Source organism: Nocardioides astragali, from assembly GCF_024436375.1.
Taxonomy (GTDB): domain Bacteria; phylum Actinomycetota; class Actinomycetes; order Propionibacteriales; family Nocardioidaceae; genus Nocardioides; species Nocardioides astragali.
Genome location: NZ_JAFMZM010000006.1, coordinates 84,591 through 106,490, shown reverse-complemented (window position 1 = coordinate 106,490; position 21,900 = coordinate 84,591). Strand labels below are relative to the sequence as shown.

Annotated in this window: 19 protein-coding genes and 1 tRNA gene; 12 read left to right on the top strand and 8 right to left on the bottom strand. The window is 71.7% G+C overall.

Going from position 1 to position 21,900, the window contains the following annotated elements; translation table 11 throughout:
• Window positions 1-73 precede the first annotated feature (73 nt).
• Window positions 74-1,516 carry an alpha,alpha-trehalose-phosphate synthase (UDP-forming) gene (locus J3P44_RS19990; RefSeq protein WP_255892233.1) on the top strand — a complete coding sequence of 481 codons (1,443 nt, stop codon included), beginning with the start codon at window positions 74-76 and terminating at the stop codon, window positions 1,514-1,516.
• Window positions 1,517-1,519: 3 nt separating this feature from the next.
• On the opposite strand, the gene J3P44_RS19985 is transcribed toward J3P44_RS19990, so the two are convergent.
• Window positions 1,520-3,067, bottom strand: coding sequence for an FMN-binding glutamate synthase family protein (locus J3P44_RS19985; protein ID WP_255892231.1), 1,548 nt, complete (start codon window positions 3,065-3,067; stop codon window positions 1,520-1,522).
• Between the two features lie 123 nt (window positions 3,068-3,190).
• Here J3P44_RS19985 and J3P44_RS25220 point away from each other — a divergent pair, with 123 nt between their 5' ends.
• From J3P44_RS25220 to pdxY, 6 genes are read left to right on the top strand one after another with little or no spacing between them, the layout of a single operon-like run.
• Window positions 3,191-4,435 carry an alpha/beta fold hydrolase gene (locus tag J3P44_RS25220; RefSeq protein WP_305122724.1) on the top strand — a complete coding sequence of 415 codons (1,245 nt, stop codon included), beginning with the start codon at window positions 3,191-3,193 and terminating at the stop codon, window positions 4,433-4,435.
• A complete protein-coding gene (locus J3P44_RS19975; protein WP_255892230.1) occupies window positions 4,432-5,781 on the top strand; it encodes an MFS transporter in 1,350 nt (449 codons plus the stop codon). Before J3P44_RS25220 ends, J3P44_RS19975 begins: the two co-directional genes overlap by 4 nt.
• Window positions 5,778-7,211, top strand: a complete 1,434-nt coding sequence (locus J3P44_RS19970; protein ID WP_255892229.1) for a pyridoxal phosphate-dependent decarboxylase family protein — start codon at window positions 5,778-5,780, stop codon at window positions 7,209-7,211. Before J3P44_RS19975 ends, J3P44_RS19970 begins: the two co-directional genes overlap by 4 nt.
• On the top strand, window positions 7,208-7,915 hold the full coding sequence (locus J3P44_RS19965; protein ID WP_255892228.1) for a uracil-DNA glycosylase: 708 nt from the start codon (window positions 7,208-7,210) through the stop codon (window positions 7,913-7,915). Before J3P44_RS19970 ends, J3P44_RS19965 begins: the two co-directional genes overlap by 4 nt.
• Before the next feature lie 22 nt (window positions 7,916-7,937).
• The gene (locus tag J3P44_RS19960; protein ID WP_255892227.1) at window positions 7,938-8,711 is read left to right on the top strand and encodes a dioxygenase family protein; all 774 of its coding nucleotides are present in this window, start codon (window positions 7,938-7,940) and stop codon (window positions 8,709-8,711) included.
• Window positions 8,712-8,720: 9 nt separating this feature from the next.
• A complete protein-coding gene (gene pdxY / locus J3P44_RS19955; RefSeq protein ID WP_255892226.1) occupies window positions 8,721-9,584 on the top strand; it encodes a pyridoxal kinase PdxY in 864 nt (287 codons plus the stop codon).
• Between the two features lie 102 nt (window positions 9,585-9,686).
• Here pdxY and J3P44_RS19950 read toward each other — a convergent pair.
• A tRNA-Thr gene (locus J3P44_RS19950) sits at window positions 9,687-9,759 on the bottom strand.
• Between the two features lie 49 nt (window positions 9,760-9,808).
• On the opposite strand from J3P44_RS19950, the gene J3P44_RS19945 reads away from it, so the two are divergent.
• Complete coding sequence (locus J3P44_RS19945; protein ID WP_255892225.1) at window positions 9,809-11,650, top strand: glycoside hydrolase family 13 protein; 1,842 nt, start codon at window positions 9,809-9,811, stop codon at window positions 11,648-11,650.
• Between the two features lie 31 nt (window positions 11,651-11,681).
• Entirely contained in the window at window positions 11,682-12,890 is a 1,209-nt protein-coding gene (locus J3P44_RS19940) for a DUF4032 domain-containing protein (RefSeq protein WP_255892224.1), read from the top strand.
• On the opposite strand, the gene J3P44_RS19935 is transcribed toward J3P44_RS19940, so the two are convergent.
• From J3P44_RS19935 to cysS, 3 genes are read right to left on the bottom strand one after another with little or no spacing between them, the layout of a single operon-like run.
• Complete coding sequence (locus tag J3P44_RS19935; RefSeq protein ID WP_255892223.1) at window positions 12,874-14,382, bottom strand: metallophosphoesterase; 1,509 nt, start codon at window positions 14,380-14,382, stop codon at window positions 12,874-12,876. The genes J3P44_RS19940 and J3P44_RS19935 overlap by 17 nt on opposite strands.
• Window positions 14,379-15,344: a 23S rRNA (guanosine(2251)-2'-O)-methyltransferase RlmB gene (rlmB, locus tag J3P44_RS19930; protein ID WP_255892221.1), complete on the bottom strand. Its 966-nt coding sequence runs from the start codon at window positions 15,342-15,344 to the stop codon at window positions 14,379-14,381. The genes J3P44_RS19935 and rlmB overlap by 4 nt, the downstream gene beginning before the upstream one ends.
• A 1-nt stretch (window position 15,345) precedes the next feature.
• On the bottom strand, window positions 15,346-16,746 hold the full coding sequence (gene cysS / locus J3P44_RS19925; protein ID WP_255892220.1) for a cysteine--tRNA ligase: 1,401 nt from the start codon (window positions 16,744-16,746) through the stop codon (window positions 15,346-15,348).
• A 94-nt stretch (window positions 16,747-16,840) separates the two neighbouring features.
• On the opposite strand from cysS, the gene J3P44_RS19920 reads away from it, so the two are divergent.
• A complete protein-coding gene (locus J3P44_RS19920) occupies window positions 16,841-18,055 on the top strand; it encodes a C39 family peptidase (RefSeq protein ID WP_255892219.1) in 1,215 nt (404 codons plus the stop codon).
• Window positions 18,056-18,069: 14 nt separating this feature from the next.
• Here the strand turns inward: J3P44_RS19920 and J3P44_RS19915 are convergent, their stop codons facing one another.
• On the bottom strand, window positions 18,070-19,587 hold the full coding sequence (locus J3P44_RS19915; RefSeq protein WP_255892218.1) for a molybdopterin-dependent oxidoreductase: 1,518 nt from the start codon (window positions 19,585-19,587) through the stop codon (window positions 18,070-18,072).
• A 37-nt stretch (window positions 19,588-19,624) separates the two neighbouring features.
• Here J3P44_RS19915 and ispF point away from each other — a divergent pair, with 37 nt between their 5' ends.
• Window positions 19,625-20,110, top strand: a complete 486-nt coding sequence (gene ispF / locus J3P44_RS19910; protein ID WP_255892217.1) for a 2-C-methyl-D-erythritol 2,4-cyclodiphosphate synthase — start codon at window positions 19,625-19,627, stop codon at window positions 20,108-20,110.
• The gene (locus J3P44_RS19905) at window positions 20,110-20,808 is read left to right on the top strand and encodes an IspD/TarI family cytidylyltransferase (protein WP_255892216.1); all 699 of its coding nucleotides are present in this window, start codon (window positions 20,110-20,112) and stop codon (window positions 20,806-20,808) included. The genes ispF and J3P44_RS19905 overlap by 1 nt, the downstream gene beginning before the upstream one ends.
• On the opposite strand, the gene J3P44_RS19900 is transcribed toward J3P44_RS19905, so the two are convergent.
• Together J3P44_RS19900 and J3P44_RS19895 are read right to left on the bottom strand one after the other, a co-directional pair.
• Window positions 20,789-21,217, bottom strand: coding sequence for a 2-C-methyl-D-erythritol 4-phosphate cytidylyltransferase (locus J3P44_RS19900; RefSeq protein ID WP_255892582.1), 429 nt, complete (start codon window positions 21,215-21,217; stop codon window positions 20,789-20,791). The genes J3P44_RS19905 and J3P44_RS19900 overlap by 20 nt on opposite strands.
• A 155-nt stretch (window positions 21,218-21,372) precedes the next feature.
• Window positions 21,373-21,858, bottom strand: a complete 486-nt coding sequence (locus J3P44_RS19895; RefSeq protein WP_255892215.1) for a CarD family transcriptional regulator — start codon at window positions 21,856-21,858, stop codon at window positions 21,373-21,375.
• Window positions 21,859-21,900: the final 42 nt, after the last annotated feature.

The window sequence follows — 21,900 nt, the reverse complement described above, 5'->3', positions numbered from 1 at the left end:
GAGTCGTCTGGACAAACCGCAGAGGACACCGTGGGGTGATCTGCTCGCGATGCGTCGTCGTTAGGGTGGCGCCGTGACCTCCCCAGCGCAGGCAGACCTCGTGATCGTGGCCAACCGCCTGCCGGTGGACCGCGTCACCGCCCCTGACGGATCCCCCGCCTGGCGCCGCTCCCCCGGCGGGCTGGTGACCGCCCTCGAGCCCGTGATGCGGGCCGAGGACGGGGCGTGGATCGGCTGGCCCGGCTCCTCCGACGACGACGACTTCGAGCCGTTCGTCGAGGACGGCCTCTCGCTGATCCCGGTGCCGATGAGCGCGCAGGAGGTCGAGGAGTTCTACGAGGGCTTCTCCAACGGCACCCTGTGGCCGCTCTACCACGACCTGGTGGCCAAGCCCGAGTTCCACCGGGAGTGGTGGGAGTCCTACGTCGCGGTCAACCAGCGCTTCGCCGACAAGGCCGCCCAGGTCGCGGCCGACGGGGCGACGGTGTGGGTGCAGGACTACCAGCTCCAGCTGGTGCCGCAGATGCTGCGCCAGCAGCGGCCCGACCTGCGGATCGGCTTCTACCTCCACATCCCCTTCCCGCCGGCCGAGCTGTTCTCGCAGCTGCCGTGGCGTCGCCAGATCCTCGAGGGGCTGCTCGGCGCCGACCTCATCGGCTTCCAGCTGCCGGGCGCCGCCGCCAACTTCGTACGCCTCGTGCGCAGCCGGGTGGGCCACAAGACCCACCGCGACACGATCTACCTCCCCGACGGCCGACCGGTGAAGGCGACCGCGTTCCCGATCTCGATCGACACGGCGGGCTTCGAGGAGCTCGCCCGCTCCGAGGGGGTGGAGCGCCGGGCCAAGGAGATCCGCGAGGCGCTCGGCGACCCGCGCTGCATCTTCCTGGGGGTCGACCGCCTCGACTACACCAAGGGCATCTACTCGCGGCTGCGCGCCTTCGGTGAGCTCATCCGCGATGGCAAGCTGGACCTGGAGGACGCGGTCTTCGTGCAGGTCGCCACACCCTCGCGCGAGCGGGTCGAGCAGTACCGCATCCTGCGCGACGACATCGAGCGGCTGGTGGGCGGGATCAACGGCGACCACGGACGGATCGGGCGGCCCGCGATCTCCTACCTCCACACCTCCCACCCGCGGGAGGAGATGGCGGCTCTCTACCGCGCGGCCGACATCATGGTCGTCACGCCGTTCCGCGACGGGATGAACCTCGTCGCCAAGGAGTACGTCGCCTGCCGCTTCGACAACGACGGCGCCCTGGTGCTCTCCGAGTTCGCCGGCGCGGCGGCCGAGCTCCGGCAGGCGTGGCTGGTCAACCCTTACGACATCGACGGCATGAAGGCCATGCTGCTCGAGGCGTTCGCCGCCGACAGCAAGGAACGCGGCCGGCGCATGCGGGCCATGCGCAAGACCGTCCTGCAGCACGACGTGGCCAAGTGGGCGGAGGACTTCCTCCGCGATCTCGAGGCCGTGCCCGAGCACCACGACAAGTCCGTACGCCGTCCCCGGGCGAAGTGAGAGTCACGCCGGCCGCTGGTCGTCCTTGGGACCCAGCGCGGCCATGATCCGGGTGATCTCTGCCGCCGCCTCCGGCTCGACGGTGCCCCACCCTCGGCCGTAGCCGTAGACGTCGCGCAGTGGCCTGGACGACTGCAGGCCGTCGATCAGGTCGATGTCGTCCGCCGTGATCAGGCCCGGGTGCGCCACCCCCACCGCCTCGGAGACCTTCAGGAGGTCGCGACGCAGCGTCTTGATGTAGTTGGCGCACCGGGCGGCCTTGAGGGTGGGGTCCAGGCCGTGCATCAGCCACGCGTTCTGGGTGGCGACGCCGGTCGGGCACTCGTCCGTGTGGCACTTCTGCGCCTGGATGCAGCCGATGGCGAGCATCGCCTCCCGCCCCACGTTGACCATGTCGCAGCCGAGCGCGAAGGCGACCAGCGCGTTGTCGGGAAGTCCGAGCTTCCCCGCCCCGATGAACGTGACGTCCTCACAGAGTCCGGCCTCTGCGAAGCGCTTGTAGACCTTGGAGAACGCCACCCGGAACGGGAAGGCGACCGAGTCGGCGAACACCAACGGGGCCGCACCGGTGCCACCCTCGCCGCCGTCGATGTCGATGAAGTCGACCGCCCGGTCCTTCGACGTCTGCGCGATCAGGTCGTCCCAGAAGTCCATGTTGCCCACGGCCGACTTGATGCCGACCGGGAGGCCCGTCTCCTGGGCCACGCTCTCCACGAAGTCGAGCATCGAGTCGACGTCGCGGAACACCTGGTGCCGCGACGGCGAGGCGCAGTCGACGCCTGCTGGGATGCCGCGGATGGCGGCGATCTCGGCGTTGACCTTGACCGCGGGCAGCATGCCGCCGAGTCCCGGCTTGGCACCCTGGGACAGCTTGATCTCGATCATCCGCACGGGCGCAGACGCCACGAGGTCCTTGAGCCGGGCCATGTCGAACCGACCGTTCTCGTCACGGCAGCCGAAGTAGGAGGTGCCGATCTGGAAGACCAGCTCGCCACCCCGACGGTGGTAGGGCGACAACGCGCCCTCGCCGGTGTTCTGGAGGCAACCGGCGAGCCTGGCCCCCTCGTTGAGCGCGATCACGGCGTTCTTCGACAGGGAGCCGAAGCTCATGCCGGAGATGTTGACGATCGACATCGGCCGGAACGCATGGGTACGGCCGCGCGGCCCGCCGATGACCTTCGCGGCGGGCAGTGGGGTCTCCTCGCCGGCATGCATACCCGCGGGCGGGGCGATGTCGGAGAACGTCCGCTGCTTGATGATCGGGTAGCCGACGTGACCCTCGAGGTCGTTGTCGGTGCCGAAGCCGAAATAGTTGTTCTGGAGCTTCGCGGAGGCGTACACCCACCGTCGCTGGTCCCGGCTGAAGGGCCGCTCCTCGTCGTTGTTCGTGACGATGTACTGGCGCAGCTCGGGACCGATGGCCTCCAGCATGTAGCGGAGGTTGGCGATCACGGGGTAGTTGCGCTTGAGCGCGTGCGTCTTCTGCATCAGGTCGCGGGCCGCCACTCCGCCGACCGCGGCCACACCCAGCGCGGCGAGGGTCCTCTTCATGAATCGTTCCTAGTCCTTGCCGGTCCGGATGTCGAGGAAACTCGGGCGATCCGACGAGTTCCCCGCGGGGGGGCTCACCCCGGGGTAGGTGGGGTCGCTGCCGGGTGGTCGTAGATTCCTTCCATGGACCTGATCCCCAAGCCCGAGCAGGTGGTGTCGGCGGCCGGCAACGTCGCCCATTCCCTGCTCTACGGCGGGCTCGCCGACCTGCGCCCTATGCCGCGCACGCTGATCGACGACGGGGAGCTCCGCGAGGTCTACCACTACCGGCCCGCTCGCGACGTCCCGGAGAGCGGCGACCCCGTCCTCCTCGTGACCCCCCTGGCCGCGCCCTCCCTGTGCTTCGACCTGCGCAGGGACTGCTCGCTGGTCGAGCACCTCGTCATGCAGGGACGTCCCACCTACCTCGTCGAGTACGGGCAGGTGTCGTTCAAGAACCGCGCGCTCGGCATGGAGCACTGGGTCGACGAGGTGCTGCCCAAGGCGATCCGGACTGTGCACGAGCACTCCGGCGGACGTGGCGTGCACCTGGTCGGATGGAGCCTGGGCGGGATCTTCACGATGCTCGTCGCCGCCGACCGGCAGGACCTCCCGATCGCGTCGATCACGGTGATCGGGTCCCCGGTCGACGTGACGAAGGTGCCGCTCGTCGCCCCCGTGCGCCCGCTGCTCAACCTGACCCGGGGCACGGGCGCGATCACGCGCGCCTACCGGGCCCTCGGCGGCATCCCGACCCCGTTGGTCAACTGGGCGTTCACCGCGGCCTCGGCGCAGAAGATGGTGACGAAGCCGCTCGCGGTGCTCACGCACCTCGACGACACCGACTACCTCGCCCAGATGGAGGCCGTCACCCGCTTCAAGTCGAGCATGACCGCCTACCCGGGCCGCACGTTCGGCCAGCTCTACCACCGCTTCGTCAGGGGCAACGCGCTCGCGAAGGGCCGGATGCAGATCGGCGAGCGCACGATCGACCTCGCCGCGATCTCGGTCCCGGTGCTGGTCTTCGCGGGGAACACCGACGGCATCGCGCCGCTGCCGGCGGTGCGGGCGGTCGTACCACTGCTGAGCGGCTCCCCCCACGTGCGCTTCGAGGTGGTGCCCGGCGGTCACCTCGGCATGCTCACCGGTCGCGCGGCGCGCGGCACGACGTGGCAGGTCATCGACGAGTGGGTGACCGAGTGGTCGGCGGGGGTGGTGGCGGCACCGGCGCGGAAGGCACCGGCCAAGAGGCCCACGAAGAAGACCCCGGCCAAGAAGACCGCAGCGGGGAAGGCTCCCGCGAAGAAGTCCGCGTCGGCCGGCACGATCGGGTCGAACCCCACGCGCCGCTACGGCTCGGCGGGCTCGCGCGCCCTGGGCCAGCGGTGACCACGGCGGTCGAGCCGGCGCGACTGCCGCGCGGCGTACGGATCGGCTACGGCAGCGGCTCGGTCGCGACCGGCGCCTTCGGCACCGTGCCGGGGCTGATGCTCCTGCCCTACCTCACCGACGAGCTCGGCATCGCCGCCCTCTGGGCGGGCGTGGTGGTCTTCCTCCCGAAGGCGTGGGACGTCGTCCTCAACCCCATCGCCGGGCGGGTCAGCGACCGCACCGTCGACCCGGCGGGACCGCGCCGGCCCTGGCTGATCCGCGCCGGCCTCATGCTCGCGGGCGCCTTCGCCCTGATCTTCGCCGCACCCGACCTGGGGAGCTCGGCGCTCGAGGCCGGCTGGGTGCTCGTGTTCTTCGTGCTGGCGGCGTCGGCGTACGCGTTCTTCCAGGTCCCCTACGTCGCGATGCCCGCGGAGATCACGTCGTCCTACGACGAGCGCACACGCTTGATGACGTGGCGGGTCGCGATCCTCGCCTTCACGATCATGCTCGCGGGAGCCACCGCCCCGATCATCCGCGACGCCGTCGGCGGCCGTGACGGCTACCGCGTGATGGGCGTCGTCATGGCGCTCGTGATCGTGGTCGGCGTGGTGAGCGCGTGGTGGGGCACCCGCCGGGCCCCGGTCGGTGCCGTCGCCGCAGGCGCCGGGTCGCTCCGCGAGCAGCTGCGGATCGTCGGGCGGGCACGCGACTTCCGGGTGCTGCTGACCACCTTCGTGCTGCAGGCGCTCGCCACTGGCTGCATGCTGGCCGGCGTCGACTACCTGGCCGGCGACGTGCTGGATAGCACGGGCGCGGCCACCATCCTCTTCGTCTGCTTCGTCGCGCCGGCGCTGCTGCTCACGCCGGCGTGGGCCTCGCTCGGGACCCGGATCGGCAAGCGCCGGGGCTACGTCCTCGCCTCGCTCGTGCTGGCGGCCGGCGCGCTGCTCGCGGTCACGGCCCGGATCGCCCCGCCGGCCGTGGTGTTCGCCGCGACCGCGCTGGTCGGCGTCGGCTACGCCGGGTGCCAGGTCTTCCCGATGGCGATGCTCCCCGACGCCGCAGCGGTCGACTCCGCGCGCACCGGCGAGAACCGGGCAGGCGTCTACACCGGCGTCTGGACGGCCGGGGAGACGCTCGGGCTGGCGCTGGGGCCGGCCCTGTTCGCCGTGGTGCTCGCCCTGGGCGGCTACCTGTCGAGCGAGGGGCGAGAGATCACCCAGCCGGGCTCGGCCCTCACCGCGATCACCCTCGGCTTCTCCGTGCTGCCGGCGGCCCTGACCCTGCTCAGCCTGTGGTGGTTGCGCCAGTACGCCCTCGACGCCGCCGAGGTGGCGGCAGCGGAAGGAGCCCTCCCGTGAGCGACCCCCTCGCCCGGCTCCGGGTGATGCAGGGAGCCGACCTCCCGGTCCACGGGGGCCGCACCCTGGCCTACGTCTACGACGCCGGTGACCCCGAGATCGACCGGATCGGACGCGAGGCCGTGGCCTCCTACGCCGCGTCCAACGCCCTCGACCCCACGGCGTTCCCGTCGCTGCTGCAGATGGAGAACGAGCTGGTCGGCTTCGCCTGCGGCCTGGTCGACGCACCCGACACGGCCGTCGGCACGGTCACCTCCGGCGGCACCGAGTCGATCCTGCTGGCGGTGCAGGGCGCGCGGGACTGCCGGCCTGAGGTCGTCCGGCCACGGATGGTGCTGCCGGCCACGGCACACGCGGCGTTCCACAAGGCCGCGCACTACTACGGGGTCGAGGCCGTCATGGTGCCGGTCGGCCCCGACTTCCGGGCCGACGCCGCTGCGATGGCGGACGCAATCGACGACGAGACAGTTCTCGTCGTGGCCAGCGCGCCGTCGTACGCCCACGGGGTGGTGGACCCGGTGACCGAGATCGCGGCCGCCGCTGCCGCGCGAGGCGTCCGCTGCCACGTGGACGCGTGCATCGGGGGCTGGGTGCTGCCCTACGCGGCCCGACTGGGACGGGAGGTGCGGCCGTGGACGTTCGCCGTCGAGGGGGTCACGTCGATCTCCGTCGACACCCACAAGTACGCCTACGCACCCAAGGGAACCTCGCTCCTCCTGCATCGCGACGCCGCGCTGCGCATGCCCCAGTTCTTCGCCTCTGCCGCCTGGCCTGGCTACACGATGCTCAACGCGACGACCCAGTCGACCCGGTCCGGTGGACCCGTCGCCGGCACCTGGGCGGTGGTCGAGCACATCGGCGACAGCGGCTACATCGAGCTGGCGCGGCGTGCGTTCGCGGCGGTCGACGCGATCATCGCCTGCATCGAGTCGGAGCCGGGGCTGCGGCTCGTCGCGACCCCGGACTCGACGTTGGTCACCTTGGCCACGGATGACTCGCTCGACCCGTTCACGCTGACCGACGAGCTCGTCTCACGGGGGTGGTACGTCCAGCCCCAGCTGTCCTTCGGCACCGAGGGGCCGAGCATCCACCTCTCGGTGAGCGCCGGGACCCTGGCCCACGTGGAGGAGTTCGCTGTCGCGCTGTCCGGCTCCGTCTCGGCGGCCCGCGCGGCAGGACCGGTCGTGGTGGACGTGGGCGTGGTTGGCTTCATCGAGGCGCTGGACCCCGCCGCGCTCTCCGACGAGGACTTCGACGGCCTGCTCGCCGCCTCGGGCCTGGTCGGCTCATCGGCGGAGGGCGACCTCGAGCTGCCGACCCGGACGGCGGAGGTCAACGCCATGCTCGACGTGGCTTCTCCCGCGATGCGCGAGACGCTCCTCAAGGCGTTCCTCGACCGGCTCCAGCGTCCGGTCAGGAGCCCGGCATGAGCACCGCGGTCAGCGCGCTTGCCGGCCTCGTCGAGAAGGGCCTCGTCGCGCCGGACTGGGCGCAGGCCCTGGCGCCGGTGGACGACCGCATCGCCGCGATGGGGCGGTTCCTCCGCGAGGAGGTGGCGGCGGGGCGGGGCTACCAGCCGGCCGGCGACCTCGTCTTCCGGGCGTTCCGGCGCCCGCTCGCCGACGTACGTGTGCTGGTGGTGGGCCAGGACCCCTATCCCAACCCTAGTCATCCGATCGGGTTGAGCTTCGCGGTCGAGCGCCACGTGTGGCCGCTCCCGCCCAGCCTGGTGAACATCTACGTCGAGCTGCGCGACGACCTGGGGATCGTCCCGCCCCGGCACGGAGACCTCTCGGCCTGGGCGGACCAGGGCGTGATGCTCCTCAACAGGTCGCTCACCGTGCGCCCCAACGACTCCAACAGCCACCGTGGCAAGGGGTGGGAGGCGATCACCGAGCGCGCGATCACCGCCCTGGCCGAGCGCGGCGGTCCGTGCGTGGCGATCCTGTGGGGGCGGCACGCGCAGTCGCTCAAGCCGTTGCTGGGACCGATCCCGTGGGTCGAGTCCGTGCACCCGTCGCCGTTGAGTGCCCGCCGGGGATTCTTCGGCTCGAAGCCCTTCAGCCGGGTCAACCGCCTGCTCGAGGAGCAGGGCGCCGACCCCGTGGACTGGGCCCTACCGGAATATAATTGAATTCTGTACTATTGAGGATGTCATGAACGACTCGATGCCTGCCCTGTACATCGGCCACGGTGCGCCGCCGCTCCTCGACGACCCGGTCTGGTCCGGGCAGCTGTCGGCCTGGGCCCGCGACCTCCCGCGCCCCAAGGCCATCCTCATCGTGAGCGCCCACTGGGAGTCGGCCCCGGTGAGCCTGAGCGCCAGCCACGCGCCGCTGGTCTACGACTTCGGCGGGTTCGCGCCGAAGTACTACGAGATGACCTACGAGACGCCCGACGCCACGCTCCTGGCCCAGCGGGTGGCTGCGATGATGCCGACCGGCGAGCCGGTCCACCAGCACGCGTCGCGCGGCCTGGACCACGGCGCCTGGGTGCCGCTCAAGATCATGTTCCCCGCGGGCGACATCCCGGTCCTGCAGATGTCGCTGCCCACCGACGACCCGCACCGCCTGATGAAGCTCGGCGAGCGGCTGCGTCCGCTGCGCGACGAGGGTGTGCTGATCATCGGCTCGGGCTTCCTCACCCACGGCCTGCCGTTCCTCACCGACTGGAGCATCGACGCGGCCGTCCCGGGGTGGTCCCAGGACTTCGACCTCTGGGCCGCCGAGGCGATGGCCCGCGGAGACGTCGACACCCTGGCTGGCTACAAGGCCAAGGCGCCCGGCATGCCGTACGCCCACCCGACCGTGGAGCACTACACGCCGCTCTTCGTCACGCTGGGGGCGGCGACGACGCCCGACCAGCCGGGCATCCAGGTCATCGACGGCTACTGGATGGGGCTCTCGAAGCGGTCGCTTCAGGTGGCCTAGGTTGGGGACGTGCGCGTCCTCTCCATCCAGTCCCACGTCGCCTACGGCCACGTCGGCAACTCCGCGGCCGTCTTCCCCCTCCAGCGCCTGGGCCACGAGGTGTGGCCGGTGCTCACGGTGAACTTCTCCAACCACACCGGCTACGGCGCATGGCGCGGACCGTTGATCGCGGCGGAGGACGTCGCCGCGGTCATCACCGGGATCGGCGAGCGGGGCGCGTTCGCGTCCTGCGACGCGGTGCTCTCCGGCTACCAGGGATCACCGGAGATCGCCGACGTGATCGTGGACGCCGTCGTGCAGGTGAAGGCCGCCAACCCGGCGGCGACCTACACGTGCGACCCGGTGATGGGCAACGCGACCTCGGGTTGCTTCGTGAACCCGGCGATCCCGCCGAAGTACCGCTCCACCGTCATCCCCGTCGCCGACGTGCTGACACCCAACCAGTTCGAGCTCGGCTTCATCACCGACCGCGAGTCGCTCAGTGGCGCGTCGTCACTCGAGGACATCCTGGCCGCCGCGGACGAGGTGCGCGGCCTCGGTCCGGCCACGGTGCTGGTGACGTCGGTGGTCCGCGCCGGCGCTCCCGAGGACGTGATCGAGATGATCGCCGTCACCGGTGACGGCGCCTGGCTGGTCGCGACGCCGAGGCTGCCGATGAAAGCCAACGGCTCCGGCGACATCACCGCCGCTCTCTTCACCGCGCACCTCGACGACACCGCGTCGCCGGCGGGCGCCCTCGCCCGCACGGCCTCCTCGGTCTTCGCCGTGCTGAAGGCGACCCTCGACTCCGGCGAGCGCGAGCTGCGCCTGGTCGCGGCACAGGACGCCATCGCCTCCCCGGACTGCGAGTTCGTGGTGGAGCGGGTCCGCTGATGTTTCACCAAGGTATGTCGCTGGATGGGCACTTACCGCGATCAGTTGACGCAGGGAAGTGCCGGTTGACCGACATACCTTGATGAACAGTCACCACCAGGGAGCCGGTGACAGGAGTCGAACCCGCGACATCCATATTACAAGTATGGCGCTCTACCAACTGAGCTACACCGGCGTGCGCCCGCAGGCGCGGCGGCCATCCTAGGTGAGAGAGGATGGCCCCCGTGAGCCTCCTCCACCTCCCGCACCACGACGGCTCCCCGCTCTACGTCTCCGACGAGGCGCCACCGCTCGGTGGGACCGTGACGGTCCGGGTGCGGACGCGCGCCGAGGACCCGGTGGACGCGGTCTGGCTGCGCACGACGTACGACGCCGAGCCGGTGTTCCACCCGACGATGGCGACCCGCGAGGGTGACACGGTCTGGTGGGCGGGCGAGCTGCCGGTGCACAACCCGGTGACCCACTACCGGTTCCTCCTCGTGCGCACCCTCGCTGACGGGCAGAGCCGGCAGGAGTGGCTCACCGGTGCGGGGCTGGTCGGGCACGACCTCCCCGACACCTCCGACTTCCGGCTCGCCGCCTTCCCCGCCGCGCCGGACTGGGGCCGCGACGGTGTCGTCTACCAGGTCTTCCCCGACCGCTTCGCCCGCTCCGCGGAGGCCGGTCACCGGCCGACGCCACCGTGGGCCGTGCCGGCGGCGTGGGACGACGGCGTGATCTTCGAGGGCGAGGACCCGCGCACTCCCCTGCAGCTCTTCGGCGGCGACCTCGACGGCATCACCGAGCATCTCGACCACATCGAGCAGGTCGGGGCCGATGTCGTCTACACGACGCCCGTCTTCCCCGGGGAGAGCAACCACCGCTACAACGCCACCACCTTCACCTCGGTCGACCCGCTGCTCGGCGGGGACGAGGCGTACGCCCGGCTGAGCACGGCGATCCACGCCCGCGGGTGGCGGATCCTGGGCGACCTCACCACCAACCACACCGGCGACACCCACGAGTGGTTCCGCTCCGCGGCGGCCGACCCCGACGACCCCCACCGGTCCTTCTACTACTTCGACGACGACGGCTCCTACGCCTGCTGGATGGGTCACGGCACCCTCCCGAAGATCAACCACGCGGACCGCGACGTGCGTCACGCGATGGTCGAGGGCCCGGACTCGGTGGTGGGTCGCTGGCTGCGCCCGCCGTACGACGTCGACGGCTGGCGCATCGACGTCGCCAACATGACCGGCCGGCTGGCCGACATCGACGTGGCGCACGAGGTCGCCCGGGCAGTGCGCGCCACCGCGGCCGAGCTCCGCGAGGACCCGTGGGTGATCGGCGAGCACAACCACGACGCGACCGGTGACGTCGACGGCGACGGCTGGCACGGCACGATGAACTACTCCGGGTTCTCGTGGCCCGTGTGGTCGTGGCTGCGCGACCCCGCCTCCCCCGCGCGCCCCTTCGGCCGCCCCGTCCCGGTCCCGCGCCGTGACGGCGCGGAGGTGGTCGACACCTTCCGCGCGTGGCAGGGCACCCTCGGGTGGCGCGCGACGTCGTCGAGCTGGAACCTCCTCGGCTCGCACGACTCCGCCCGGATCCGCACCGTCGTGGGCGGGGACGCGGCCGCGCACCGGGTGGCCGCCGGCCTCCAGTTCACCCTGCCCGGAGTCCCGATGGTCTTCGCCGGCGACGAGATCGGCCTCGAGGGCGTCAACGGCGAGGACGCACGCCGCCCGATGCCGTGGGACCGCACCGGGGAGTGGGACCGGGAGACGCTGGCGACGTACGCCGACCTCGCCCGCGTCCGCCGTGCCCATCCCGCCCTCCGCCGCGGAGGCCTGCGCTGGGCACACGTCGACACCGACACCATCGCCTTCGTCCGCGAGCATCCCGCCGAGTCGGTGCTGGTGGTGGCTCGCCGCGCGCCCGGTGCCGCGTTCTCCCTCCCCCTGGGTCCGGGCCGGCACGTCTTCGGGTCCGAGGCCGCCGGCGCCGACCTGTCCGCGGTCGACGGCGTCGAGGTGCCGGCCGCCGACGGGCCGCGGGTCGACATCTGGACGCTGGGCACGGAGTAGCGGCGCCGCGCGGCACCGCTAGGGTCGTCGCATGGCCATGCGGATCGTCGCCAGCCGGCCCGACCCGGCCATCCTCGGCCTGCCGTGGGACACCCCGCTCGAGGAGTGGCCCGACGACATCGTCGTACCCCTGCCACGCGGGCTGTCGCGGCACATCGTGCGCATCGTGCGCCTCGGCGACCGGGTCTACGCGGTCAAGGAGACCCAGGACGACATCGCGTTCCGCGAGTACCGCATGCTCCGCGACCTCCAGCGGATCGGGATGCCGGCCGTGGTGCCGCAGGGAGTCGTCACCGGGCGCGAGGGCAAGGACGGCGAGGAGCTCCCGGCGGCCCTGATCACCCGGCACCTCCAGTTCTCGCTCCCCTACCGCAGCCTCTTCAGCCGCGGCATGACCGCCGAGAACGTGCCGACCCTGATCGACGCGATCGTCGTGCTGCTCGTACGGCTGCACCTGGCCGGCTTCTACTGGGGCGACGTGTCGCTCTCCAACGTCCTGTTCCGACGCAACGCCGGTGAGTTCGCCGCCTACCTGGTCGACGCCGAGACGGGCGAGCTCCACGACGCGGTGAGCGACCGGATGCGGGACTACGACATCACCGTCGGCTGCGAGAACATCTTCGCCGAGCTCATGGACCTCAGCGCCAGTGGCGCGGTCCAGAGGCCCATCGACGGCTTCGAGATCATCGACCACCTGCGCTCGCGCTACGAGGCGCTCTGGCGCGAGCTCACCGACCTGGAGGAGTTCAGCGCCGACGAGATGTGGCGGATCGAGCGGCGCGTGGAGCGGCTCAACGACCTCGGCTTCGACGTCGACGAGCTCGACATCGTCACCGACCTGGGCGGAGACACGATCCGGATCCAGCCCAAGGTCGTCGACCTCGGCCACCACTGTCGGGAGCTGCAGGCACTCACCGGCATGAACGTGGAGGACAACCAGGCCCGGCGCCTGCTCAACGACCTGGCTTCGTTCACCGCCCACTACGACCTGGGCCGCGAGGACCGGCACCTGGTGGCCAGCAAGTGGATGCACGAGATCTTCGAGCCGATCATGGGGATGATCCCGCCTGACGCCACAGGGAAGCTGGAGCCCGCCGAGGTCTTCCACGAGATCCTCGAGCACCGGTGGTACCTCTCCGAGCAGGCCGGCCACGAGGTCAGCATCCACGAGACCGCCCGCGACTACATCGAGCGCTTCCTCACCGCCAAGCCCGACGAGGCGATCACGGGGCAGGAGTGATCGGCTCCCACTCGCCGACCAGCCAGGACCCGTCGGTGCGCAGCCGCACCCACTGCAACCCGGTCGGCCGGCCGTCGGCGTAGGTGACGAGGCTGACCTCCGCGTCGCGCCGCGGCTTGCTGCCCACGGCGATGGCGTACGCCGCCCCGCCGGTCGTGCCGTTGGTCCAGGTGTAGCCGGTGGCGCCGTCCTCGCCCTCGACCGGGTCGGGCCCGGCCTGGACGTGCGTGTGCCCACCGAGGACGAGGTCGACGCAGCCGCGGCTGAGCGCCTCGCGACCGAGGTTGGCGTCGTGCACCAGGACGGTGCTCACCCGGTCGCCGTCCGCCACCGCGTCGCACGCGGCGTCGGCCAGGCGCTCGCCCACCTCCGTGAAGCTCAGCCCCGTCTCCTCGCGCCAGTTGCCCAGCCCGCTGCTGCGCGGGTCGTCGACGCCCAGGAGGGTGCCGCCCCAGGGCGCGTCGACGACCTCGCCGTCGAGCATGGTCCAGCCCTCGTCGGCGAGGTAGGTGCGCACGAAGGTGCCGTTGTCGTGGTTGCCGGCGATGCCGAAGCGGTCCCACTCGGCGAACGTCCCCGCCAGGGAGTCGAGGCTGAAGGCCTCCCACGGCTGGCCGGTGGAGGTGTCGTCCCCTGCGTCGAGCACGACCGTGGCGCCGCCCGCCTCGCCGACGGCGCGGGCGACCCGATCCATGCCGATGTTGTCGTGGCGGTCGCTGACCAGCAGCGCGACGGTCTCGCCCTCCTCGGGCTCCCGGAGGTCGAGGTCGGCCGCGGCCTCCGCGGCGGCGGAGTAGAACTCCTTGCTCTTGTCGTAGGTGTCGATCGCGCTGAGCACCAACCGCTTCGTCTGGGTGGTGACCGGCCCGGTGCGGATCTCGATGTCCCGGACCTCTTCGGGCAGCACGACGGTGGCTCCGGCGAGCTCCGCGAGGGTCTGCCAGCTGCCCCGGTCGTCCTGGGTCTCCTCGCTCGTCTCCCACGGCTGCCAGATCAGGAGCGGCAGGGCCAGCAGCAGGACGAGGGCGAGCAGTCCCTGCCTCGTCCTCAACCCGCGGAACAGCTCGCCGCGACGGTGCCGGCCCAGCAGGAGGAAGACCGCCACCGGCAACAGCCCCACGCCGAGCCCGCGCACGGCGGCCGAGACCGCCATGTCGACCACGACGCCCTGCACCTTGTCCACCTGGGCCGTGGGATCCGTGGCGATGAAGGCATAGCGATCGACGAGCTCCTCGATCGACCCGACCTCGGTCTTGCCGAGGCTGAGGGTGACCCCGACCGGCCCGACGTCGCGCAGCCGGAGGTCCGGCAGCAGCGGACCCGTCTGGATCACCGCGTCCCGCGCCATCGTCGGGCGTACGACGGTGTCGTGGCCCACCAGCACCACAGTCCGGCTGCTGTTGAGGAACAGCGACGCGGCGACCAGCAACCCGAGCGTCACGCTCACCGCAGCGAGGGCGACGCCGACCAGCAGCCGGTGGGGAAGGCTCATCCGGGGAGGCGGGCCTGCGAGATCGCGTAGAGGGCGACCGAGGCCGCCACGCCGGCGTTGAGCGACTCCAGCTGCCCGGCCATCGGGATCGAGACGATCTGGTCGCACGTCTCGGCGACCAGTCGGCCCATCCCGGTGCCCTCGGACCCGACGACCACGACGAGCGGACCCTCGGCGAGGCCACCGGGCGCCACCAGCTCGGGCAGCGAGACGTCACCGTCGGCGGCCAGGCCGACGACCATGCACCCCGCCTCCTGGTAGGCCTTGAGCTGGCGGGTCAGGTTGACGGTCTGGGCGATCGGCAGGCGGGCGGCGGCCCCGGCACTGGTCTTCCACGCCGATGCGGTCATGCCGGCCGCGCGACGCTCGGGGATCAGCACCCCGTGCGCGCCGAAGCCGGCCGCCGAGCGCACCACGGCACCGAGGTTGCGCGGGTCGGTGACCGAGTCGAGCGCCACGATCAGCGCCGGCTCCTTGGCCTCGGTCGCGCGGTCGAGCAGGTCGTCCGCGTGCGCGTACTCGTACGACGGCAGCCGGGCCGCGAGGCCCTGGTGGACGGCGCCCCCGGTCATCCGGTCCATCTCGTTGCGGGTGACCTCGAGCAGCTTGAGGCCCTGCTCGGCGGCGAGCTTGAAGGCCTCGCGCAGCCGGTTGTCGCGCTCGGCGCCCTCGGCGACGTAGATCGCAGTCACCGGGACACCACCGCGCAGGAGCTCGACGACCGAGTTGCGCCCGGCGGCCCACTCCGCGTCGGAGGCCGTACGCCGCCGGGTGCCCTGCTTGGCCTTCGCGCGCTCCGCCTTGGCCGCATCCTTGTGCGCCTGGTGGTAGGGCCGGTCCTTGGCCTTCGGCGTTGGGCCCCTGCCCTCCAGCCCACGGCGCACGCGGCCTCCGGAACCGGCGGTGGGGTTGCCCTTGCCGGTCTTCTTGATCGCGCCTTTGCGCTTGGAATTGCCAGCCACGTCACACGCTCCACTTCGGGCCGGTCGGGGTGTCCTCGACCTCGACGCCGGCCGCCTTGATCTGGTCTCGGATGGCATCGGCACGTGCCCAGTCCTTCGCCTCGCGCGCGGCCGTCCGCTCGGCGAGCAGCCCCTTCACGAGGGCGTCGACGACATCGGTGAGCTTGTCGTCCGAGCCGCCGTCGGCCCACGCCTCGTCGGCGGGGTTGAGGCCGAGCACGTCGAGCATGGCGATGACCTCGCCGAACTTCTGGCTCAGGGCGTCCGAGGCGCCGTCGGCAAGCAGCCGGTTGCCCTCGCGGATGGACTCGTGGATGACCGCGACGGCCGCAGGCGTCCCGAGGTCGTCGTCCATCGCGGAGATGAACGCGTCGGGCAGGGCCGCGAACCAGTTGCCGACCACCGGGGCGGCACGGCCGAGGAAGTCCTCGATCCGGCGGAACGCGGTCGCGGCGTCGTCGAGCGCCTCGAAGCTGAACTCGACGTGCGAGCGGTAGTGGGCCGCCACGATGTAGTAGCGCAGCTCGATCCCGCGCACCCGCTTGAGCACCTCCGGGATCAGCAGGGAGTTGCCGAGCGACTTGCTCATCTTCTCCCCGGCCGTGGTGATCCAGGCGTTGTGCAGCCAGAAGGACGCGAACGGCCGGCCGGCCGCGCGGGACTGGGCCTGCTCGTTCTCGTGGTGGGGGAAGCGCAGGTCGACGCCGCCGCCGTGGATGTCGAAGGCGGGACCGAGGTACTTGCCGGCCATCGCCGAGCACTCGATGTGCCAACCGGGGCGCCCTGGACCCCAGGGGGAGGGCCAGGCCGCGGTCTGCGGCTCGGTCTCCTTCTTCCAGCCCTTCCACAGCGCGAAGTCGCGAGGGTCGCGCTTGCCGCGCGGGTCGGCGTCGCCGGCGGGCTCCATGTCCTCGAGGCGCTGCCGGGTGAGCTCGCCGTACGACGGCCAGCTGCGCACGTCGAAGTAGACGTCTCCGCTGCCGTCCTCGGCGGGGTAGGCGTGCCCCCGTGCGATGAGCTGCTCGACGAGCTCGACGATCTCCGGGACGTGACCGGTGGCGCCCGGCTCGTACGTCGGTGGGAGCACGTTGATCGCCGCCAGAGCGGAGTCGAGCTCGCGCTTCATCGCCGCGGCGAGGGCGTACCAGTGGACGCCCTGCTCCTGGGACTTGGCCAGGATCTTGTCGTCGATGTCGGTGACGTTGCGGATGAAGTCGACGTCGTAGCCGTTGGCGGTGAGCCAGCGCCGCAGCACGTCGAAGTTGACCGCCGACCGCACGTGGCCGACGTGCGGCTCCGACTGGACCGTCAGCCCGCACACGTAGATGCCCGCCTTGCCGTCGACCAGTGGGACGAAGTCGCGGGTCTCGCGAGCAGCGGTGTCGTGCAGCCTCAGAGTCACCCGGCAAGTCTAGGGGCGGCGACGTTCCGGCCCCGATTCGCTGGACCTTGTGACTTGTGGGACGAAAGTGATCGATGAGAGTTATCGTCGGGCGGTGCTCCGACGCCCCGCCGCCTCCCTCGCCCTGCTCCTTCCTCTGCTGTTGAGCCCTGTCGCGGTCGCCCCCGCCGGCGCGGAGACGTCGTACGCCGACGCGCGCCAGCGAGCGACGCCGCAGGTCCTCCACACCTCGTGGAGCAGCTACGCCGAGCTCAAGGCGGGCACCCGCCGCGGCCTCAAGCTCGGCCGGGGCCAGGTGTCGCTCCTGGACGCGAAGCCGCGCACCGTAGCCGGCCGTGCCTACGAGGCAGGGACCTGGACCTCTCCGTGGGCCACGCCCGGTTTCGGCGCCACCTCTCTCGTCCCGAGCTGGGAGGCCACCGCTCCCGGGAAGAGCCTGGTGCGGGTCGAGGTGCGCGGTCGCAGCGCCGACGGCACCACCGGCAGCTGGGACACGGTGGCCGACTGGTCCCGCACCAACCGTCCCGTCCCCCGCACGACCTACTCCGGCCAGACCGACGACCTGGGCCAGGTCAACGTCGACACCTGGCGCGCCGCGAGTGCGGTCGCCTCCTGGCAGGTCCGGGTGTCACTGCTGCGGCCGAGGGGGTCCAGCCTCGGCGTCAGCCTGGAGCGCGTCGGCGCAGTGGCTTCGGCGGATGAGTCCGCTCCTCGACCGACCTCGAAGCCCGGACCCGCGGCCGGAACCGTGCTGCCGGTCCCGGCGTACTCCCAGATGGTCCACAGCGGGCACTATCCGCAGTGGGGCGGTGGCGGCGAGGCATGGTGCTCCCCGACCTCGACGGCCATGGTCCTCGGCTACTACGGCATCTCCCCCGCCCCGACCGGGATCACCGCCGGCCACGCCGACCCGGTCGTCGACCACACCGCCAAGATGGTCTTCGACCACGGCTACGACGGCACTGGCAACTGGGCCTTCAACACCGCCTACGCCGCCACCCTCGTCGCCGGCGACTCCTACGTCACGCGGCTGCACGACCTGCGCGAGGCCGAGGACTACATCGCCGCCGGCGTGCCGCTCGTCGTCTCCATCGCGTTCCAGCGCAACCAGCTCACCGGCGCGCCGATCTCGGCCAGCAACGGCCACCTGCTCGTCGTGGTCGGCTTCGAGGCCGACGGCGACGTGGTCGTCAACGACCCGGCCGGCGCCACCAACGCCGAGGTCCGCAGGGTCTACGACCGCGCACAGTTCGAGCGGACCTGGATCGCGGCCTCGGGCGGGACGGCGTACGTCATCCGCAACGGCTGAGGCCTCAGGCGAGGTCAGACCGCACTGATCTCGATCGTGTGGAGCCCTGTCGAGCCGTCAGGGTCGGGCGCGCGTTCGACGCTGGTCTGGGTGTCGCCGTCCTTGCCGATCGCGCGCACCCGGACCTCGTGGTCCCCCTCGGGCACGTCCAGGGTGACGGCCCACTGGACCCAGGTGTCCACTGAGGGCACGCGCCCGAGGGCGGCCGTCGCCCACTCCCCGCCGTCGACCTGCACCTCGACGGCCTCGATGCCGGTCTGCTGGTGCCAGGCGACCCCGCCGACGGTGACCTCGCCGGCCGGGACCTCGTCACCGGAGCGGGGCACGTCGATGCGTGAGGCGATCTTGACCGGCCCCTCGGCGGACCAGCCCTTGGTGGTCCAGAAGCCCACAGACCGCTCGAACGTGCTGACCTCCAGGTCGACGACCCACTTGGTGGCCGAGACGTAGCCGTAGAGGCCCGGCACGATCGTCCGGACGGGGAAGCCGTGCTCGATCGGGAGCGGACGCCCGTTCATGGCGACCGCCAGCATCGCGTCGCGGTCGTCGGTCAGGGTGGTCAGCGGCGTCGCGCAGAACCAGCCGTCGTGCGAGGTCTGCAGCACGCAGTCGGCCTCGTCGCTCACGCCGAGGCCGGCCAGCAGGTCGGCGATGCGTACGCCGCTCCAGCGCGCGTTGCCCACCAGGCCGCCGCCGACCTTGTTGCTCACGCAGTTGAGGGTGATCCACGACTCCGTCATCCGACGCGCCACCAGGTCGGTGAAGCTCAGCGTCAGCTCGCGCTCGACGAGTCCGTGGATGCGCAGCGACCACTCCTCGGGCTCGATCGTCGGCGGGGCGATCGTGGTGTCGATCCGGTAGAAGTCCTCGTTGGGAGTCTGCCAGGGGGCGATCCCCTTCACGCCGAGCGAGGTGGCCGGTGGCGCCTGGCGGCGCGTGACTCCGGGGATGCGCAGCAGCCGGCGGCTCTGCTCGACGTGACGCCGTCCCGCGCCGACGAAGCGGCCCGCGACAGCGATGCCGACGGAGGCCGCCGTGATCGCACCCGCCACCATGAGGAAGACCCGTCGCTCGTGGGACTCGAGGTCGGGGCGGCGCTGCCCGCGGTGGAGGGCGTCGGTGAGTGCGGAGTGGACGGTGATCCAGGTGAGCAGACCCACGACCACCGGCAGCGCGTCGACCACCCCGGCGCCCCGCTGGACCAGGACCGCTGCGAGGCCGAGGCCGGCCAGCGCGCACCACACCAGGACGGGTCGCCACCAGCCGCCGCGGGCCAGCAGTCCGGCTCCCGCGAAGCACACCAGCAGGAACAGGAGGATGCCGAGCACGAGGGCCGGCTTGTCGTAGTGCCCCAGGACCGCGATGGCTCGCTCGGCGACCGCGCCGGGCGTGACCTTGATCAGCTCCTCGGCCACGGCCACCACGGGGGATTCGCGGATGGTGAGGACCATCGCCGTGGCATAGCTGGTCGCCAGTCCGGCGAGCCCGGCGAGGACTCCGGCCAGCACCCAGTGCATACGGCGAGTGGTCACGCGTCCATTCTGTCTCCCCCTCGGGCATGATGCCGACGTGACCACCCCCCGCCCCGGACCCCGCATCGGCATCGGCACCGACGTGCACCGCCTGGTGGAGGGCGTGCCGATGCACCTCGCCGGGCTCGCCTGGCCGGACGAGCCGGCCGGGCTGGAGGGCCACTCGGACGGCGACGTGGCCGCGCACGCGGCGTGCGACGCGCTCCTCTCGGCCGCGGGCCTGGGTGACCTCGGCAGCAACTTCGGCACGGCCGAGCCCGAGTGGGCGGGCGCGTCCGGCGCGGCCCTGCTCGCGGAGACGGCACGCCGAGTGCGCGCCGCGGGCTGGGAGATCGGCAACGTGGCCGTCCAGGTGATCGGCAACGTCCCCCGCCTAGGGCCCCGCCGCGACGAGGCCGCGACCGCGCTCTCGGCCGCCGTCGGCGCACCGGTCAGCGTCTCCGCCACCACGACCGACGGGCTCGGTCTCACCGGGCGCGGCGAGGGCGTCGCGGCGATCGCCACTGCGCTGGTCGTCCGCTGATGTCGGCGGCTGTCGTCATCCTCGCCGCCGGCTCGGGAAGCCGGGTCGGGGCCGAGGTCAACAAGGTCCTCCTCCCGCTCCGGGACGCGCCGGTGCTGGTGTGGTCGGTGCGGGCTGCCCTCGCCCTCCCCGATGTACGTCGACTCGTGCTCGTGGTGCGCCCGGAGGACCGGGCCGACGTCGAGGCGGCGGTCGCGCCGCACCTGGGCGAGCGCGAGGCGCTCGTGGTGGACGGCGGGTCCACGCGACACGCCTCCGAATGGGCGGCCATTCAGGTCGTCGCCGACGACATCGCCTCCGGCGAGGTCGACGTCGTGGTCGTCCATGACGGAGCGCGTCCGCTGGCCTCCGTCGGCCTCTGGCAGGCCGTCATCGAGGCCGGTCGAGAGCTCGGTGGGGCGATCCCCGTGGTGCCGGTGGGGCACCTGCTCCACGCGGACCTGACCCCGGTGAGCGGTGAGGTGGGCGCCGTCCAGACGCCGCAGGCGTTCCGCGCCACCGAGGTGCTTGCGGCCTACCGGCAGGCAGCCGCAGACGGGTTCGAGGGCACTGACACCGCCGCCTGCGTCACCGCCTACCGCGAGGTCGCCGTCGCCGCCGTCCCGAGCAGCGCTCTCAACCTCAAGGTCACCTTCCCCGAGGACCTGGCGCTCGCGGTCGAGCTCAGCCTGACGGGGGTCAGCCCGGCCCGGCCGTGAGGGCATCGAGCACCCTCACGTCCTCGGGCGAGGTGACTCGTCGGCCCTCCGCGGGCGCGACGAGGGTCTCGACGGTGTGCCCAGCGGCAGCCAGGTCCGCCACCGCCGAGGCCAGGTCGGACGAAGGACGCTGCGCCAGCGCGGCCACGACGTCCGCCGGGATCACGAGCGGGGAGGTGATCGCGACGAGGCCCTCACGGTCGACCGTGTCGCCGACCAGGCCGTGCGCCACCACCTTCACCGTGTCGGTGACCGGCCGGACGCCGACGACTGCGTGCCCGGAGGTGCGGGCACGGTCGAGGCACGCGGCGATGAAGGACGGAGGCGTCATCGGGCAGAGCGAGTCGTGCAGGACGACGTGCCGGCCCGCGTCGGCGAGGCCGGACCACTCGACCGTGGCATCGACGATGTCGACACCGGAGTCCCCGAGCGCCCATGCCGCGCAGGCGACGAGGGCCTCGCCGTGGAGGAGGGCGTAGGGAAGCGACCCGCGCTCCTCGTCCAGAACGAGACCGAGGCCCCGGGGAATCTCGTCCCAGGGGCCTCGGTCACTGTCGTTGCTGCTCAGGAGGCGAGCACCTCGTCGAGGATGGCCTCGGCCTTGTCCTCGTTGGTCTTCTCGGCCAGGGCCAGCTCGGAGACGAGGATCTGGCGCGCCTTGGCCAGCATCCGCTTCTCACCGGCCGAGAGCCCACGGTCACGCTCGCGGCGCCACAGGTCGCGCACGACCTCCGACACCTTCATCACGTCACCCGAGTGCAGCTTCTCGAGGTTGGCCTTGTAGCGACGCGACCAGTTGGTCGGCTCCTCGACGTGCGCGGCGCGCAGCACGTCGAAGACGCGGTCAAGGCCCGCCTTGTCGACGACGTCACGGACGCCGACGAGATCGAGGTTGCAGGCCGGCACGCGCACGACCAGGTCCTGTTGAGCAACGATCCGGAGGACGAGGTACTGGCGGTCCTCCCCCTTGATCGTCCGCATCTCGATATCCTCGATGACTGCGGCCCCGTGATTGGGATAGACGACCGTTTCGCCAACGGTGAAAGTCATATGTTCAGTTCCCCTTCCTAGGTGACCATTCTAACACGGGTT